General features: G+C 39.7%; 17 protein-coding genes and 1 pseudogene. 14 read left to right on the forward strand and 4 right to left on the reverse strand.

Going from position 1 to position 15,539, the window contains the following annotated elements:
• The first annotated feature begins 154 nt into the window (after positions 1-154).
• Positions 155-2,098, forward strand: coding sequence for a DNA mismatch repair endonuclease MutL (gene mutL / locus J1C81_RS00615; protein ID WP_002916725.1), 1,944 nt, complete (start codon positions 155-157; stop codon positions 2,096-2,098).
• Between the two features lie 35 nt (positions 2,099-2,133).
• On the opposite strand, the gene J1C81_RS00620 is transcribed toward mutL, so the two are convergent.
• Positions 2,134-2,655, reverse strand: a complete 522-nt coding sequence (locus J1C81_RS00620) for an RDD family protein (protein WP_002916723.1) — start codon at positions 2,653-2,655, stop codon at positions 2,134-2,136.
• Complete coding sequence (locus tag J1C81_RS00625; protein ID WP_002916722.1) at positions 2,639-3,142, reverse strand: helix-turn-helix domain-containing protein; 504 nt, start codon at positions 3,140-3,142, stop codon at positions 2,639-2,641. The genes J1C81_RS00620 and J1C81_RS00625 overlap by 17 nt, the downstream gene beginning before the upstream one ends.
• A gap of 168 nt (positions 3,143-3,310) precedes the next feature.
• Between J1C81_RS00625 and ruvA the strand changes: the two genes are divergently transcribed.
• Genes ruvA through J1C81_RS00640 form a run of 3 tightly spaced genes read left to right on the forward strand, consistent with a single transcriptional unit; the run spans position 3,311 to position 5,044 of the window.
• Positions 3,311-3,901 (forward strand): Holliday junction branch migration protein RuvA, encoded by a 591-nt coding sequence (ruvA, locus tag J1C81_RS00630; protein ID WP_002916721.1) that lies wholly within the window; start codon positions 3,311-3,313, stop codon positions 3,899-3,901.
• Complete coding sequence (locus J1C81_RS00635; protein ID WP_002916720.1) at positions 3,901-4,470, forward strand: hypothetical protein; 570 nt, start codon at positions 3,901-3,903, stop codon at positions 4,468-4,470. The genes ruvA and J1C81_RS00635 overlap by 1 nt, the downstream gene beginning before the upstream one ends.
• A 1-nt stretch (position 4,471) precedes the next feature.
• Entirely contained in the window at positions 4,472-5,044 is a 573-nt protein-coding gene (locus tag J1C81_RS00640) for a DNA-3-methyladenine glycosylase I (protein ID WP_002916719.1), read from the forward strand.
• Between the two features lie 9 nt (positions 5,045-5,053).
• On the opposite strand, the gene J1C81_RS00645 is transcribed toward J1C81_RS00640, so the two are convergent.
• On the reverse strand, positions 5,054-5,902 hold the full coding sequence (locus J1C81_RS00645; protein ID WP_002916718.1) for a helix-turn-helix domain-containing protein: 849 nt from the start codon (positions 5,900-5,902) through the stop codon (positions 5,054-5,056).
• A gap of 346 nt (positions 5,903-6,248) precedes the next feature.
• On the opposite strand from J1C81_RS00645, the gene J1C81_RS00650 reads away from it, so the two are divergent.
• The 5 genes and pseudogenes from J1C81_RS00650 to J1C81_RS00670 form a co-directional block, all read left to right on the forward strand.
• Positions 6,249-6,515: a hypothetical protein gene (locus J1C81_RS00650; RefSeq protein WP_002916717.1), complete on the forward strand. Its 267-nt coding sequence runs from the start codon at positions 6,249-6,251 to the stop codon at positions 6,513-6,515.
• 67 nt (positions 6,516-6,582) lie between these two features.
• A complete protein-coding gene (locus J1C81_RS00655; protein ID WP_002916716.1) occupies positions 6,583-8,565 on the forward strand; it encodes a hypothetical protein in 1,983 nt (660 codons plus the stop codon).
• Positions 8,565-9,188, forward strand: coding sequence for an ATP-binding cassette domain-containing protein (locus J1C81_RS00660; RefSeq protein ID WP_002916715.1), 624 nt, complete (start codon positions 8,565-8,567; stop codon positions 9,186-9,188). Before J1C81_RS00655 ends, J1C81_RS00660 begins: the two co-directional genes overlap by 1 nt.
• Entirely contained in the window at positions 9,185-9,676 is a 492-nt protein-coding gene (locus J1C81_RS00665; RefSeq protein ID WP_002894087.1) for a hypothetical protein, read from the forward strand. Before J1C81_RS00660 ends, J1C81_RS00665 begins: the two co-directional genes overlap by 4 nt.
• A 58-nt stretch (positions 9,677-9,734) precedes the next feature.
• Positions 9,735-10,262, forward strand: a pseudogene (locus J1C81_RS00670) (ATP-binding cassette domain-containing protein); the annotation flags it as partial.
• A gap of 194 nt (positions 10,263-10,456) precedes the next feature.
• On the opposite strand, the gene J1C81_RS00675 reads toward J1C81_RS00670, so the two are convergent.
• The gene (locus J1C81_RS00675) at positions 10,457-10,864 is read right to left on the reverse strand and encodes a helix-turn-helix domain-containing protein (RefSeq protein WP_002916713.1); all 408 of its coding nucleotides are present in this window, start codon (positions 10,862-10,864) and stop codon (positions 10,457-10,459) included.
• Between the two features lie 270 nt (positions 10,865-11,134).
• On the opposite strand from J1C81_RS00675, the gene J1C81_RS00680 reads away from it, so the two are divergent.
• The 5 genes from J1C81_RS00680 to J1C81_RS00700 all read left to right on the forward strand — a co-directional run bounded on the left by J1C81_RS00680 (position 11,135) and on the right by J1C81_RS00700 (position 15,439).
• The gene (locus tag J1C81_RS00680) at positions 11,135-12,391 is read left to right on the forward strand and encodes a competence/damage-inducible protein A (protein ID WP_002916712.1); all 1,257 of its coding nucleotides are present in this window, start codon (positions 11,135-11,137) and stop codon (positions 12,389-12,391) included.
• A gap of 58 nt (positions 12,392-12,449) precedes the next feature.
• Positions 12,450-13,598, forward strand: a complete 1,149-nt coding sequence (recA, locus tag J1C81_RS00685; RefSeq protein ID WP_002916711.1) for a recombinase RecA — start codon at positions 12,450-12,452, stop codon at positions 13,596-13,598.
• A gap of 85 nt (positions 13,599-13,683) precedes the next feature.
• Positions 13,684-14,082, forward strand: a complete 399-nt coding sequence (gene spx, locus J1C81_RS00690) for a transcriptional regulator Spx (protein WP_002894078.1) — start codon at positions 13,684-13,686, stop codon at positions 14,080-14,082.
• A 136-nt stretch (positions 14,083-14,218) separates the two neighbouring features.
• Complete coding sequence (locus J1C81_RS00695; RefSeq protein WP_002916710.1) at positions 14,219-14,791, forward strand: SP0191 family lipoprotein; 573 nt, start codon at positions 14,219-14,221, stop codon at positions 14,789-14,791.
• Between the two features lie 105 nt (positions 14,792-14,896).
• Positions 14,897-15,439, forward strand: coding sequence for a hypothetical protein (locus tag J1C81_RS00700; RefSeq protein ID WP_002916709.1), 543 nt, complete (start codon positions 14,897-14,899; stop codon positions 15,437-15,439).
• Positions 15,440-15,539 lie beyond the last annotated feature (100 nt).

Genomic DNA, 15,539 nt, shown 5'->3' on the forward strand with positions numbered 1-15,539 from the left:
AACTTAGCAGCGAAAACAAGCCCTTTTGTCTATGTGGCAGCTATTTGTGTCTATCTGGTTTGAATGGTGAGCAGAGTGGTCGAGATAAGGCTCCCTTCTGATAGAAAAAGCCCAATGTGTTATAATAGATAGCAGAACAAATACGGAGAAAAAGATGTCAAAAATTATCGAACTTCCAGAAATTCTAGCCAATCAGATTGCGGCCGGTGAGGTCATTGAGCGGCCCAGCAGCGTGGTCAAGGAGCTAGTGGAAAATTCAATTGATGCGGGTGCAAGCCAGATTACCATCGAAATAGAAGAAGCGGGACTCAAGAGCATTCAGGTGACGGATAATGGCGAGGGCATAGACCACGAAGATGTCCCTCTGGCCCTTCGACGTCATGCTACCAGTAAAATCAAGAAACAGGCGGATCTCTTTCGGATTCGAACACTGGGTTTTCGTGGTGAGGCCATTCCTTCCATTGCTTCTGTCTCGCGTTTTACCATTGAGACAGCGACGGAAGCCGGCCAGCACGGGACTTTGCTAGTTGCCCAAGGCGGTGAGATAGAAGAGCACGAGCCTGCTAGCAGTCCAGTGGGAACGAAAATCAAGATAGAAGATCTCTTCTTTAATACTCCAGCCCGGCTCAAGTATATGAAGAGCCAGCAGGCTGAGCTGTCCCATATCGTTGATGTGATTAATCGGCTCAGTCTGGCCCATCCAGAAGTGGCTTTCACCCTTATCAGCGACGGCCGCGAAATGACGCGGACCGCCGGCAGTGGCAATTTGCGTCAGGCTATTGCAGGCATCTATGGCCTGGCAACAGCTAAGAAAATGGTGGAAATCTCTGCTTCAGATCTGGACTTTGAGGTGAGCGGCTATGTCAGCCTGCCTGAGCTGACTCGTGCGAATCGGAATTATATTACGATTCTCATTAACGGCCGCTATATTAAGAATTTCCTGCTCAATCGTGCTATTTTGGACGGCTACGGCAGCAAGCTTATGGTAGGACGCTTTCCACTCGCGGTTATCAATATTCAGATTGACCCCTATCTGGCTGATGTCAATGTCCATCCTACCAAGCAAGAGGTGCGGATTTCTAAAGAGCGCGAACTCATGGATTTGATTTCGCAAGCCATTGCGACCAGTCTCAAGGAGCAGGATCTTATCCCAGATGCTTTGGAAAATCTAGCCAAATCAACTGTTAAGCGTGCGACTAAGCCCGAACAGACCAGTCTTCCGCTGAAAGAAAATCGCCTCTACTACGATAAGGAGCAGAATGACTTCTTCCTCAAGCCACAGGTGGCAGAGCAGCAGCTATCCTTTGAAGAAACAGCAGGGCTTGTTCATGAAGCGACAGATGAAAAAGTAGAACCGCAACCGACTTCGGTCAAATTTGCAGAGAGAAAGCTGGCCAGCTATGACCAACTAGACCATCCAGAGCTAGATCAAGCCAGTCTGGAGCGGGCTGTGGATAAGCTAGAACAGGAAGAGAAGTCAAGCTTCCCAGAGTTAGAATATTTCGGCCAGATGCATGGCACCTATCTCTTTGCTCAGGGCAAGGGCGGTCTTTACATTATTGACCAGCATGCTGCTCAAGAGCGGGTCAAGTATGAGTATTATCGGGAGAAGATTGGGGATGTGGACAATAGCCAGCAGCAGCTCTTAGTGCCTTATATCTTTGAATTTCCAGCGGACGATATGCTGCGAATCAAGCAGCGGATGGAGCTGTTAGAAGACGCTGGCATCTTTTTAGAAGAGTACGGAGCCAACCAGTTTATCCTCCGCGAGCATCCCATTTGGTTCAAGGAAGAGGAGATTGAAGCCGGCATCTATGAGATGTGTGATATGCTTCTCCTTACCAAGGAAGTTTCCATCAAGAAATATCGAGCAGAGCTGGCCATTATGATGAGCTGCAAACGCTCCATCAAGGCCAATCACAGTCTGGATGACTACTCTGCGCGTGACTTGCTCTTTCAGCTGTCCCAGTGTGACAATCCTTACAACTGTCCACACGGCCGGCCGGTCTTGGTCAACTTTACCAAGTCGGATATGGAAAAAATGTTCCGCCGCATTCAGGAAAATCATACTAGCTTGCGGGAGTTGGGGAAATACTAAACTCTATAGAAGATAAAACAGCCCTAGTCATAGAACTAGAGCTGTTTTGAATTTTTGAGCTGAACTTGTGTTCCAGCAAGAAAATCAGCTGGATGGCGTTTGTCCTTGCGAAGCAGTCCCATCAGCAGAAAAATCAAGAAGAGAATACCTGATGAAGTTGACAAAAAAATTGACAGGGCATCTGCTTGATAAGCACTACGGATAGCTCCCAGATGCCCCAGCTGCCAAGGAAAAAATTTGATAGCTGAGCGCAAAAGACTGTGGGAAAGGCTCCTATGTTTGTAAACCAACTGTAAACCTGCCCAACGTTTTCCAAAACTGCCTTTTCTATAGTCTAGCCAAGCAAAGATAATAGTTAGAGGCAGGACGGAGCTAGAAAAAGCCAAAAACTGGCTCTGGGCTTCAGTGAATGCAGGAATGCCCCCTAGAACCAGATTGTAAAATCCCATAGCTAGTAAAAAAAGAAAAATGAGGTAGCCTGAGATGAAGAGCCAGTCGCCAAAGAGTTCTTTCAGACGAGTTTTGACTGGTATGGGATTGTCAGTTTTTAGTTTCATCTTTAGCACCTTCTTTCTTAAAATCATCAAGGCCTATAACCTTGTCCAAGTACTTTTCTTTAATCTTAAGAGCCTTGCTAATAGCCATTGCGGATGCGACTAAGAGGAAAAAGCTCAACCAGACCAGGGCAGTGAATTTTGCTGGAAAGCTAGAACCTGCGAAAAAGAGAAAGATAGCCAGAGCTGATACAAAAATATATATAACCTGCCAGAAGCCATAAGATTTTACTTCCTTGTAGTAGCGATTTTTTTCGTCTTCTGAGAGGACGGGTTTTATTTCCGGCTTATCGCTGTCTTCTAAAAGCAGATAATCTGTCGTCACTTGGAAAATCTTGCTCAGTTCTACAACTTTTTCGAGTTCTGGCAGTGCTTGGCCAGACTCCCACTTGGAAATGCTCTGGCGAGAGACATTGATTTGTTCAGCTAGTTTTTCTTGTGACCAGCCTTTTTCTTTTCTTAGTTCAAATAATTTATCAGCGAGTTTCATCGTGACGGCCTCCTTTTCTTTGCTAACTCTATTCTAACAGCTTTTAGTTATCTTGAGAATACAGCTTCCTGTACATTTTGTCAACCACCGGTTGCACTTCTATTTGCAGTTTCCAGGCAGAAAATATGATATACTAGATAGGCAAAATGATACAGAAGAAGGAAGATTATGTACGAATATTTTAAAGGAATCATCAGTAAAATTACAGCCAAGTACATTGTGTTGGAAGTCAACTCTATCGGCTATATTCTTCATGTGGCCAACCCCTATGCTTACTCAGGGCGTCTTCATCAGGAAGCCAAGGTCTATGTGCACCAAGTGGTGAGAGAAGATGCGGAGCTCTTATATGGTTTTGCGACCGAGGAGGAGAAGAAACTCTTCCTCAGCTTGATTTCAGTCTCAGGCATTGGCCCAGTGTCTGCTCTGGCTATTATTGCGGCGGATGATAATGCTGGCTTAGTGCAAGCCATTGAGCAGAAAAACATCACCTACCTGACCAAGTTTCCTAAGATTGGTAAGAAAACAGCCCAGCAGATGGTGCTGGACTTAGAAGGCAAGGTAGTTGCGGCAGATGGTCCGGCAGAAAGCAAGGCGCCTATCCAGACTGCGGATAATCAGGAGCTGGAAGAAGCCATGGAAGCCATGCTGGCTCTGGGCTACAAGGCTGCTGAACTCAAGAAAATCAAGAAATTCTTTGAGGGCACAACGGACACAGCTGAAAACTATATCAAGTCAGCCCTCAAGATGTTGGTGAAATAATGGGGATTGCTCGAATTAGTTATGCTGAAAGCAAAAATGTTAACAATAATATAGACCTAAGTTTTAGGAATGGTAAGATAGAAGATGTCTGGCTAGACTGTAAAACTTTTCCTTTGTATTGTAAATATTGTGAACAAACTCAAACGGAATTATTTTTACATATGTCGTCTCGATATGGTCAAGTAGGACCGATTCCTTGTGAATTTTGTAATCGTGATATAACGGTTGTAGATTGTGATACTTATGTTGATGGAATAGAGGTGAGTGGTGAACCCTGTTCCTTTCAACAACTCTATTTGTTAAGCGCAGATTACATTGAATGGTTTCAAGAATGGTACGGCATCTCGCTAACCACGGAAAATTTATCTGAAGGATGGACCCATTGGATGACTGTAGATCAGCTACGAGAACAGATTGAAACATTAACTGGAATAGAAACAGATAGTCAAGCAAGGTATCAAACAGATGAGAAATTTAACCCTCTGCCACCAGATATTAATCGTTGGATCAATTTATTAGATAGGTCTACGGTTCCCTTACCTAGCTATGTTTTAAAGATTGGAGAATAATATGACCAAACGCTGCGGCTGGGTAAAAATGAACAACCCCTTGTATGTGGCCTATCATGATGAGGAGTGGGGCAAACCCCTCCATGATGATCAGAAATTATTTGAATTGCTCTGCATGGAGACCTATCAGGCTGGACTTTCTTGGGAGACCATTCTGAATAAACGCCAGGCTTTTCGGGAAGCTTTTCATTTCTATGATGCCCAGAAAATTGCTCAGATGACAGATACAGATCTGGATGGTTTGTTAGGCAATCCTGATATTATCCGTAACAAGATGAAAATTTATGCGACCAGGGCTAATGCCCAAGCTTTTTTGGCTGTTCAAAAGCAGTTTGGCTCTTTTAATGACTATATCTGGTCTTTTGTAGACTTCAAAACGATTGACAATCAAATTACGAACTACAAGGAAGCACCGACTAAAACAGAGCTGTCAGAAACTATGTCCAAGGCGCTGAAAAAGCAAGGTTTCAAATTTGTCGGTCCTGTTTGTGTCTATTCATTCCTAGAAGCAGCTGGCCTTATCAACGATCATGAAAATGATTGTGATTTTAATCCACGTAAAAATACCGTTTGAGAAAGATTCTCAACGGTATTTTTCAATTTCTTCTTTTAGAGATTTTACTAGCTCTTTTTCATCGGCAAGTTGTAGTAGAGCAATCCCTTTTTTTATTAATTCGTTATCATTTTTGCAAATTCCAAGTCGAATCTGTGAAAGCCCGAGGGAATCATAACGTTTTTCTTTTTTTGACAAATCGTAAATGTACTTAGTAATTTCAGCGCATTCTCTCTTTAATCCATTATAAAGATAGATGGTAGAAAGGTTGACTAAGAGTCCGATTTGTAGATTATTCCCATTGCGAAATGATTGGTATTTTTTTATGCTATTTAAAATCTTTTGGGTAAATTGTTTGATATTTTCTAAAGGGAAGAAATAAAGGATGGTAGAAAGCAGTCGAAAATCACTTTCATACCAAGTGTCCTGTTTTTCTAAATACGCCCAAATTTTATTGGTAGTAGCATTAATTTCTTTTGTCTCAGAAATTCCATTTTGTCTCAGATGAATAGTAATATTGATGCTATCTAAAGCATGTTTAATCGGAATATCGGAATGTTTATATAGATATGCCTCGCATTCTCTCTTTAGTTGTAACAAACCTTCTGTCCCTACAATAGACTCACCTTGGTTGTAAAGAGAATTTAAAATTTTCTGTCTCTGACTAGGTTGATAATAATCACAAATGTATTTAAATTCTTCTAGTGTCATATCTATCTGGCGAAGTAAAAAAATCATGGTATCGAACTTTGGCACGACTTGTCCGCTTTCAATTCGTGCCAAAGTTGAGCGAGCTAAAAAATCTCCACAAATTTCTTCTTGAGTCAACCCTTTTGATTTCCTAATTTCTTTATAGATTTTTCCATAATCCCAGCGCATAAGAACTCCTTTTTAAAATGTTACTAAAAGCTACATTTTGAAAAAATATTTTAAAATAGTATACCATGAAATAAAAAGGAGGGCAAAAATGAAGAAAGTGAAATACAATTCTATTTTATTGGCAATGACGCTAATAATGCTTGTAAATGCACTCCCATGGTGGTGGCCGTGGAGATAAGGTGGATAGGATAGAAGGGGAGTGAGTTCAATGTTCTAAATATTTCAAAAAAGTAGGCAAAGATTAAATATATATATATTTAAAAATTAGAATCTATAAAATTTAAGAATTAAAAATAAAACATTAGCTTTATTAGCTACAGTTTCTTTAGGTTTTGGGCTAACTACTATGACTAGTATCGTTAGTGCAGAAGTAGCATATCCAGCCCCATATCCGATTATTGATGAATGGAATTATGGTGTGAATGATAACTATGGTTATTCTGATTACTATGTTAAATCTCCGAATAATATTGGTTCAAAATCTTCGATAACTAATCTTTGGGGAACTGTTAAGTCATCTGATTCTCAAAAATATGGATGGGCAATGTCAAGTTCAACAAAAAGTTGGAATGATGTTCGATTAAATGCACATTGGAACTACTTTAAATTTTAACAATAGTTTATGAAAGTTGGAAGACCCAATAATATTATAGGGTCTTTTATAATATAGGTAGGAGCTTATGAAATTAAAATTAGGTGTTATAGGACTCTTTTTTTGCTTAATTGCTGCCATTGGTCTGGTTAGTATTAGTGATACTCAAAAACCAATACCTTTACCAATTGATGGTGCCTTCTCCATTCAAGGAAAAAGCAATCTTTCTAATGAAGAAATATATCAAATGATTAGTGGCCTATCAGAAGAGAAAAAAGTTAAAATATACAAGCCGGTGGTTCAGAATTCAGGACAGTTGACTTATATAAATCTTGATGATGCCAGCCATGAACAATTAAAGTCTATACCGATAACAGGGATGTACTATACTCTAGGGGAAATAGATTCAAATGGTTTAAAAAAACTTACGTCTACAGGTCTGCAAGTAGTATATATGGCTTACCCTTGGTATATGGGAGGAATGATACAATTTACTGGCTCTTTAAGATTTTTGTTAATGATTTCAATTTACTTAACCTTATTAGTTGTTTTATTTGTTGTTAGAGCGAGAAAGATTAAAGAAGGGATGATAAGACGTTCTTTAGGATTGCCTGTGTATAACCTAAAAAAGGATTATTTAATTTCTGTTACTTTTGAGCTGATTTTAGTTGCTTTATTGATGGTTTTCTATGGCTCTTTTCTGGGGAGTGGTCTCTTCACCTATAGTTCCAAGTTATTCTTCTCTCTACTTCTAACCAATTTTATAATTTTTCAAATCATTGATCTCATCACCTTTGTTTTATTTTGGCTGACGATTCAGGTTGAAAAGCCTATTGAAATTATAAAAAATAAGGCCAAAAACAGCCTCATTTTTATCGTATGGCTTGCGGTTATTTCTAGCATAATAGTTGTTTCAGGAGTCTTTTTACGGGAAACAAAGGCTAGTCAATCAAAGATAAATATACAGATAAAGCATTTAGAACCATGGAGTGCAGTAAAAGATTGGAAAAGACTAGAGTTTTTGGGTATTGAAAATGAATCTGTTACTAATGGAGAAGAAGCAAATGACTCAGGAGCTAAGTATATAGAGATTGCTAAAGCCTTAAAAAAACTGGATTTTATATATATCAAATCATCTTCAGCCTATGTTCCAGATTTTATGAAAACTTCTCATGTTACAGAAGATTTTTCTAAGCAATTAAAAAGTGATGGGATAACGAATCCAGAGGTTAATAAAGAGCTGGTTTATATCAATCAAACAGGTGCTAAGGTACAAAATAAAGTTAATGGAACAAACTATCGTATTTTAGATAATAAAATAGCAACCATCTATATTCCTAATAAATTTAAAGAGAATAAGGCATCAATCGAGAATACGGTTGTAGCAGAACAATTTACTGGTACAAACTATACAAAAGATGATCTTACGGTGCAAGTCATTCCTGATGGGCAAGAATTTTTCTATTTCAATGAAAATGGCAGTAGTGTCCCTGAAAATAAAGATAATCTACCCTTGGAAAGTGTGACAAATAGTAAGAGTAATATAGTGGTTGTATTAGATACTGATAAAATGGTAGAAACTAACGATTTTATTTTGGCAAGCAATATCATATATAACTCACTTTTTAGTCCAGAAGCAATTAAGGAAATCAACGATTTGAGTGCTAGTTTGAATTTTTCAATCAATCCAGTCGAGGTTTACCAAACTGTGAAACTTAATATTCAATCTTTAGAGCACCAAATTCTCCTTTCAAAAATACTGCAAATAATTATTTGTGAAATTGTATTTCTACTCATTTATCAATATGCTCAAATGTTTGTTGCCTTAAAACAGAATGACTATGTCAAAAAGATCATTTTAGGCCTATCGAAAACAGGTATAGCCATTTCAAGTCTAAAATATTTTATGATAACGATTATAATGGTTATCTTATTGACATTTATCATGACAGGACAAATAGAGTTATTGTATATTGGTCTTGCTTCTTTAACGGTTTTAATGATGTCAATAATAATAAGTTTCAGAAAATTATCTGATAGATACACTCAAATTCTAAAAGGGGATGACTAATGACAATTGAAATTGTGAATGTTACAAAAAAATATGGCTCAAAAGAAATATTTACAGATTTAAATTTAACCTTTGAAGCTGGAAAAAGCTACGCCTTGATTGGCGGTTCGGGTTCAGGTAAAACTACCTTGCTAAACATTATAGGAAGGCTAGAAAAAATTGACAGTGGAAAAGTGTTAGTTGATAAACAGGATATTTGGAAAACAAAAGAAAGAACCTATTTTAAAAATACTATTGGGTATGTATTCCAAAATTATTCTTTGATAGAAAACAAAACAGTATATGATAATTTAAAACTCCTCAATAAAGACAAAAAAATTATATCTGAGATACTTGAAAAAGTAGGCCTTTCTACGGACTATTTAAAACATAAAATATATGAATTGTCTGGGGGACAGGCTCAGCGTGTAGCTATTGCAAGAATGTTAATGAAACCGCGTAAAATTATTTTAGCGGATGAACCTACAGGAGCCTTGGATAGTGAGATTGGGAATGAAATCATCAACTTATTATTGAGTGAAGCAACCAAGAACAATTATGTTATTATAGCAACACATGATCCAGCTGTATATAGTAAAGTTGATGTTATCATTGACATAAAAGATATAGGAAGTCAGGCATGAAAAAGAAAATTTATATTAGTTTGCTACTAGTCATTGGAATACTCGCAATCGTCTTAATTGGCAAACAAGTGATTAAAAAAGAAAATTCCAATAAACCTTCGGTGGATTTAACAGTCTATACAATCTCTTCGAATGATACCGAAAGATGGGATAAGGTAAGGCAAGTAGAAACAGAAGATGCTGTCTATCTAATATCTGTCAAAGAAGTAGCATCTTCAGAAGAAGTGTTTTCAAATATTATTGCAGATGGCACTGCTATGGGGTTTGGAGTTAGTGAAGAAGAAGTTAAACAATTTAACAATAATTTAGGAACTACTGTAGTAGATGCTAAAAATAATAAATTGATTGGGATAGAATTCTTCACTTTTTCTGATGATGGCAAGGGATTTTCAGTAGCGAATTTTGATTACGGCAAAAAAGAGTTTAATAATCAAAAAAAAGAAAAGAAAGAGTTCTATAAAAAACTATACGAAGCGTTTAAAAAATAATTTATGATGACACGACAAACGCATAAAGACAAAAGTTCCAATAAATTTTTGAAATACAAATAAATCTTATGCTCTGATTGGGCCGTCAGGTTCAGGAAAAACAACGTTATTAAATGCAATCGCCCGTCTAGAAAAGCCTAATAACGGCAAGGTCTTACTGAATAATCAAGATATTTGGGCTATGAAAGAAAGAGACTATTTTAAAAACTATCTGGGTTATGTTTTTCAAAACTATGCTTTGGTGGAAGAGGAGACAGTCTGGGATAATTTAAAAATGTTAGCAGGTAAAGCAGAAGTGGCTACTACTTTAATGAAAGTAGGACTGGATGAGTCATTCCTTAACTCTAAAATTTATGAACTTTCAGGTGGTCAGGCTCAGCGTGTTTCGGTTGCCCGACTCTTGCTCAAAAAAGCCAAGATTATTTTGGCTGATGAGCCGACAGGAGCGCTTGATCGGCAAACCGGTCAAGCTATTATAGAATTGTTGTTAAGTCTGGTTGCACCAGATACGGTTGTAATTTTTGCCACTCATGATCCCAATGTGTTTAAACAAGTTGATATTGTTATTGATGTTACACAAATCTGATCTTGATTGAGCTCATTTGTCAAAGGTAGCTGAAGTTTTACTTTCCTCTTTTTTCCTTGCTGTCTTATATATAAAAAGCGAACGCAATCTTTGCTTGTCAGTTCTCTTTCATAATTTTCATAATAGTGCGACTATATTCCTTGTTTCATAGAAAAAATTCCTTGGTTTTCTAACGTCCAAGGAATTTTATTTAGTTATCCTTTCTGCATCCAAATCTTTTCCTTGATAAAGATGCGTAATTCATAGAAAAGCATAAAGAGGGTGGAGATGAGGAAGCCGGCCATAAAGATATGGTGCAAATAAGCGAAGACACCAATATAAACCAAGATGGAAAAAAGGTAGAGAATGACTAAGTAATGCCATTTCTTAGCTTTACTGTCTTCGATAACCTTTTTCTCCAAGCGCTCATCCTCCTTGATGAGTGTGTCCAGACTGATATCAAACTCCCGACTGATAGCGATGAGATTTCCAATATCAGGGATACCTTTTTCGCTTTCCCAGCGGGCAATGGCAGAGCGGGAAACCTTGAGCCTTTCTGCCAAAGCCTCCTGAGTGAGTTGATTTTGTTGACGAATATCTTTGAGAACTTGTGAAATTTTCATGATGATCTCCTTTCTTCAAATAAAAATATTTAGATGATTTCCTTTTTTCATCTTTATTATAAAAATAATGAAACCATTTGCCAATAGCATTTCCCTAACAATCTAGTTATTCTGCATAACACCAGCCTTTTTTAAAAGTTTTCCACAGCATGTTGACAAGTTTGTCAAGGAGCTTGACAACTCTATTTATTTCCTGAAATGAAAATCAACTTTTTTTAGATTTTTTGTGATAAAATAAAGCCAATTCCGAATAGTAAGGTAGGAGGTTCTATGAAAGCAGAAATTATTGCTGTGGGCACCGAGATTCTGACGGGTCAGATTGTCAATACCAATGCCCAATTTTTATCTGAAAAACTGGCGAGTCTGGGAATCGATGTCTATTTTCAGACAGCAGTGGGAGACAATGAAAATCGTCTCCTCTCTGTTTTGGAAATTGCTCAAGGACGTAGTAATCTGATTATCCTGACAGGAGGCTTGGGGCCAACAGAGGATGATTTGACCAAGCAGACCTTGGCTAAGTTCTTAGGGCGCGAGCTCAATTTTGACTCACAGGCTGTGGAAAAGCTGGATCGCTTTTTTGCTAGTCGACCGGATTATGCTCGAACTCCCAATAATGAGCGTCAGGCCCAGCTAGTCGGAGGCTCGACGCCGTTACCAAATGCGACCGGCTTAGCTGTCGGAGGCTTGTTAGAAGCAGACGGAGTGACCTATGTAGTCCTGCCTGGCCCGCCTAGTGAGCTTAAGCCTATGGTCAATAATGAGCTGGTTCCCCTCTTATCCACAGGTCAGAAACTGTATTCACGGGTGCTGCGATTCTTTGGTATTGGCGAGAGTCAGCTAGTGACTATTTTGTCAGAGATGATTGAGCAGCAGAGTGACCCCACTATTGCTCCTTATGCAAAGACGGGAGAGGTTACCCTGCGACTGTCCACCAAGGCCCTGAGTCAGGCAGAAGCTGACACCAAGTTTGAGGCTGTGGAAAAGGAAATTTTGGCATATAAGACTTTTGAGGGACAGTCACTGTCAGAGATTTTCTATGGTTACGGCGATGACAATTCCTTGGCACAGGTGGCTTTTGAGTTGCTGAAGAGTCAAGGGAAGACGATTTCGGCGGCGGAGAGTCTGACAGCTGGCCTCTTTCAAGCGACCTTGGCTGATTTTGCTGGAGCCTCTTCCATTTTTTCAGGTGGCTTTGTCACCTACAGCATGGAGGAAAAGAGCCGGATGCTGGATATTCCGTTGGGAGTCTTGGAGAAGCATGGAGTTGTTTCAGCTTTTACGGCAGGGAAAATGGCAGAGCAGGCTAGAAAGCTAACCGAAAGTGACCTAGCTGTCAGTTTGACAGGTGTGGCTGGCCCAGATTCACTGGAAGATCATCCAGCAGGGACCGTTTTTATCGGCTTAGCTAGTGCTTCAGGAACGGAAACTATTAAGGTCAATATTGCTGGACGCAGTCGGCGCGATGTGCGGAAAATTGCTGTTCTGCACGCCTTCAACCTAGTACGAAAAACTTTATTAAATAGCTGAATTTTGGTATAATTACAAAGATGGCCAAAAGACATTTTAGAAAAAACAGGAGAAATAAATGGCAAAGAAACAAAAAAAATTAGACGAAATCTCAAAGAAATTCGGCGATGAGCGCCAAAAAGCCTTGGATAATGCCCTGAAAAACATTGAAAAGGACTTTGGTAAGGGAGCCATTATGCGTCTTGGCGAGCGGGCAGAGCAAAAGGTTCAAGTTATGAGTTCAGGCTCTTTGGCCTTGGATATTGCCCTTGGTGCTGGTGGTTACCCTAAGGGACGGATTATTGAGATTTACGGTCCAGAGTCTTCTGGTAAGACAACCGTTGCCCTTCACGCAGTTGCTCAAGCGCAAAAAGAAGGTGGTATCGCAGCCTTTATCGATGCTGAGCATGCTTTGGATCCATCGTACGCAGCTGCTCTGGGTGTTAATATTGATGAGTTGCTGCTGTCTCAACCTGACTCTGGGGAACAGGGACTGGAAATTGCTGGTAAGCTGATTGACTCAGGTGCGGTGGACTTGGTGGTTGTGGACTCCGTTGCAGCCCTAGTACCACGTGCGGAAATCGATGGCGATATTGGTGACAGCCATGTCGGCTTGCAGGCTCGGATGATGAGCCAGGCTATGCGCAAGCTGTCTGCTTCTATCAACAAAACGAAGACGATTGCGATTTTCATTAACCAGCTGCGTGAAAAAGTTGGCGTTATGTTTGGTAATCCTGAAACAACACCAGGTGGCCGTGCACTGAAGTTCTATGCTTCTGTCCGTCTGGATGTCCGTGGTAATACTCAAATCAAGGGAACTGGCGATGAGAAGGATACCAATGTTGGTAAAGAAACCAAGATCAAGGTTGTTAAAAATAAGGTAGCTCCGCCATTCAAAGAAGCCTTCGTGGAAATTATGTACGGAGAAGGTATTTCTAAGACAGGTGAGTTGATTAAGATTGCGACTGATTTAGATATCATCAAAAAAGCTGGTGCTTGGTACTCCTACAATGATGAAAAAATCGGTCAAGGTTCTGAAAATGCTAAGAAGTACTTGACTGATCATCCAGAAGTCTTTGACGAAATTGACCGCCAGGTTCGTGTACGCTATGGTTTGATTGAAGGCGATGACTTGGCAGAAGCGGTTGGCAACAAGGCTGACAGCCCTGTGGAAACGATGGAAGAAGTGACTCTGGATTTGGACGATGCCATCGAAATTGAAGAGTAATTTTGCAAAATAGGTCGCAAGACCGATGGTTTTTGTGATATAATAGACTACGATATTAGTATCGTGTAGCGAAAGGAGTACTTACATGATCACAATCTATACTGTCTCAAGTTGTACTAGTTGTAAAAAAGCAAAAACCTGGCTAAACGCTCATCAATTAACTTATAAAGAACAAAATTTAGGCAAAGAAGGCATCACCAAAGAGGAACTTCTGGATATTTTAACTAAAACAGAAAATGGTATCGCGAGCATTGTTTCATCAAAAAACCGCTATGCTAAAGGTTTGGGTGTTGACATTGAGGAATTAAGTGTCAACGAAGTTCTTGACATCATCATGGAGACCCCGCGTATTTTGAAAAGTCCCATTTTAGTGGATGATAAACGTCTCCAAGTTGGTTACAAAGAAGATGATATCCGTGCTTTTCTGCCACGTTCTGTTCGCAATGTTGAAAATGCAGAAGCTCGTCTGCGGGCAGCTCTCTAATCTTTGAATATAACTGAAAGAGTCGGGAAGAGAATCTCGGCTCTTCTTTTTGTTCGGGTTGATAGAGGGCTTTAGCGACTGGATGGAATTGACAAGGAGCAGAACTGTGATACAATATCTCTGAGGAGGATGGAAGATGAAGAAAATTATATTAGGACTGGGATTGAGTGTGGCACTGTTAGCAGGCTGTGGACAGAAAAAAACGGAGACGCCTTCAAATGCGGCTGACAAGAAAGAAATCAGCAATAATCTGCCTATCATTGATAATGCCAAGCAGCAGGAAGTGATTACTCGGACGCTTGTTTTTCCAAAGGATGAACGAGGAAACCAGCAGAGCCAGACAGTGACTTATCAGGGAGAGCATTTTAAACGCTTGGTTATTGAAAGGCTGACTGCGACTGATAATGAGATGAAAGAAGCTATCAAGCAGATGGGACTGGAGGAAGCGCAGAAGTCGCTCAATGAGTCACTGGAGCAGGATGCAGACTATGTGCAGGCTCGTGGACTTCAAGGCTTCAGCGGCTCAGTGACAATTTTGAATGAGAACGAGCTGAAAATGACTTCCACCTATGACTTTGAGAGTTTGGATATCGAAAAAGCAGCGTCTATGCCTTATTTTCAAAATCTCAAGCTCAAAGAAATGATTAAGCTGACGCCAGAAGAATATATCAACAATCTCCTGATGAATGGAGCAGAAGAGCAGAAATAAGCTGCTCTTTTTTATTACATTTTAATGACAGAGTGACAATCAGTTTGACAGCGCTGATTTTATAATGATATGATAAAATCAGCTCAATATTGAAGGAGATAAGACATGAGAAAATTAATTGTCTTTTTGCTGGCAGCTTTGGCAATCTTAACAGCTTGCAGTCAGCAGTCAAATAACAGTTCATCCTCGCAGGGAGGGGCTGGAAAAGGAGATATTGTCACTAAGTCCTATAAAACTGAGAAGCAATTAGAACATGGTAAAGAAACCAGAATCTTAACAGTAAGCTACACCGGACAGAAGTATGATAAGGTTATCCTGCATGTCAGCAAGGCTATTCCTGACAACATTAAGGAAGCTCTGTCAAAACAGGATGTTTCCACTGTGAAGAAGGAAATGCTGTCTTTGATCGAGGAAGCACTGGGTCTGAAAGAGGCGGTGAATATCACCGGTCTTGACTTGAAAACAGATATGACAGCGGAAGAGATTTCTCTGGAGATGACTATCGATCCTGAGAACCTAGACTACGAAGCAGCCAAAAAGCTTCCAAACTACGCGCAGCTGTTTGAGCAGATTGAGACCCTGAGTCCGGAAGAATTGCTGAACAAGTTTAAGGGAAGCGACGGCGTGGAAGTGCCAGCTTCAAATTAGGAAGTTTTCATCCAGTTCTCTAAAGAGAGCTGGATTTTTGCTGGATTTTAGAGCCAGACTTCGGATAACTATTAGCTAAAGTTTATTGAAAAATTAGGGA

The sequence above is a fragment of the Streptococcus sanguinis genome (assembly GCF_050225395.1).
Lineage (GTDB): Bacteria > Bacillota > Bacilli > Lactobacillales > Streptococcaceae > Streptococcus.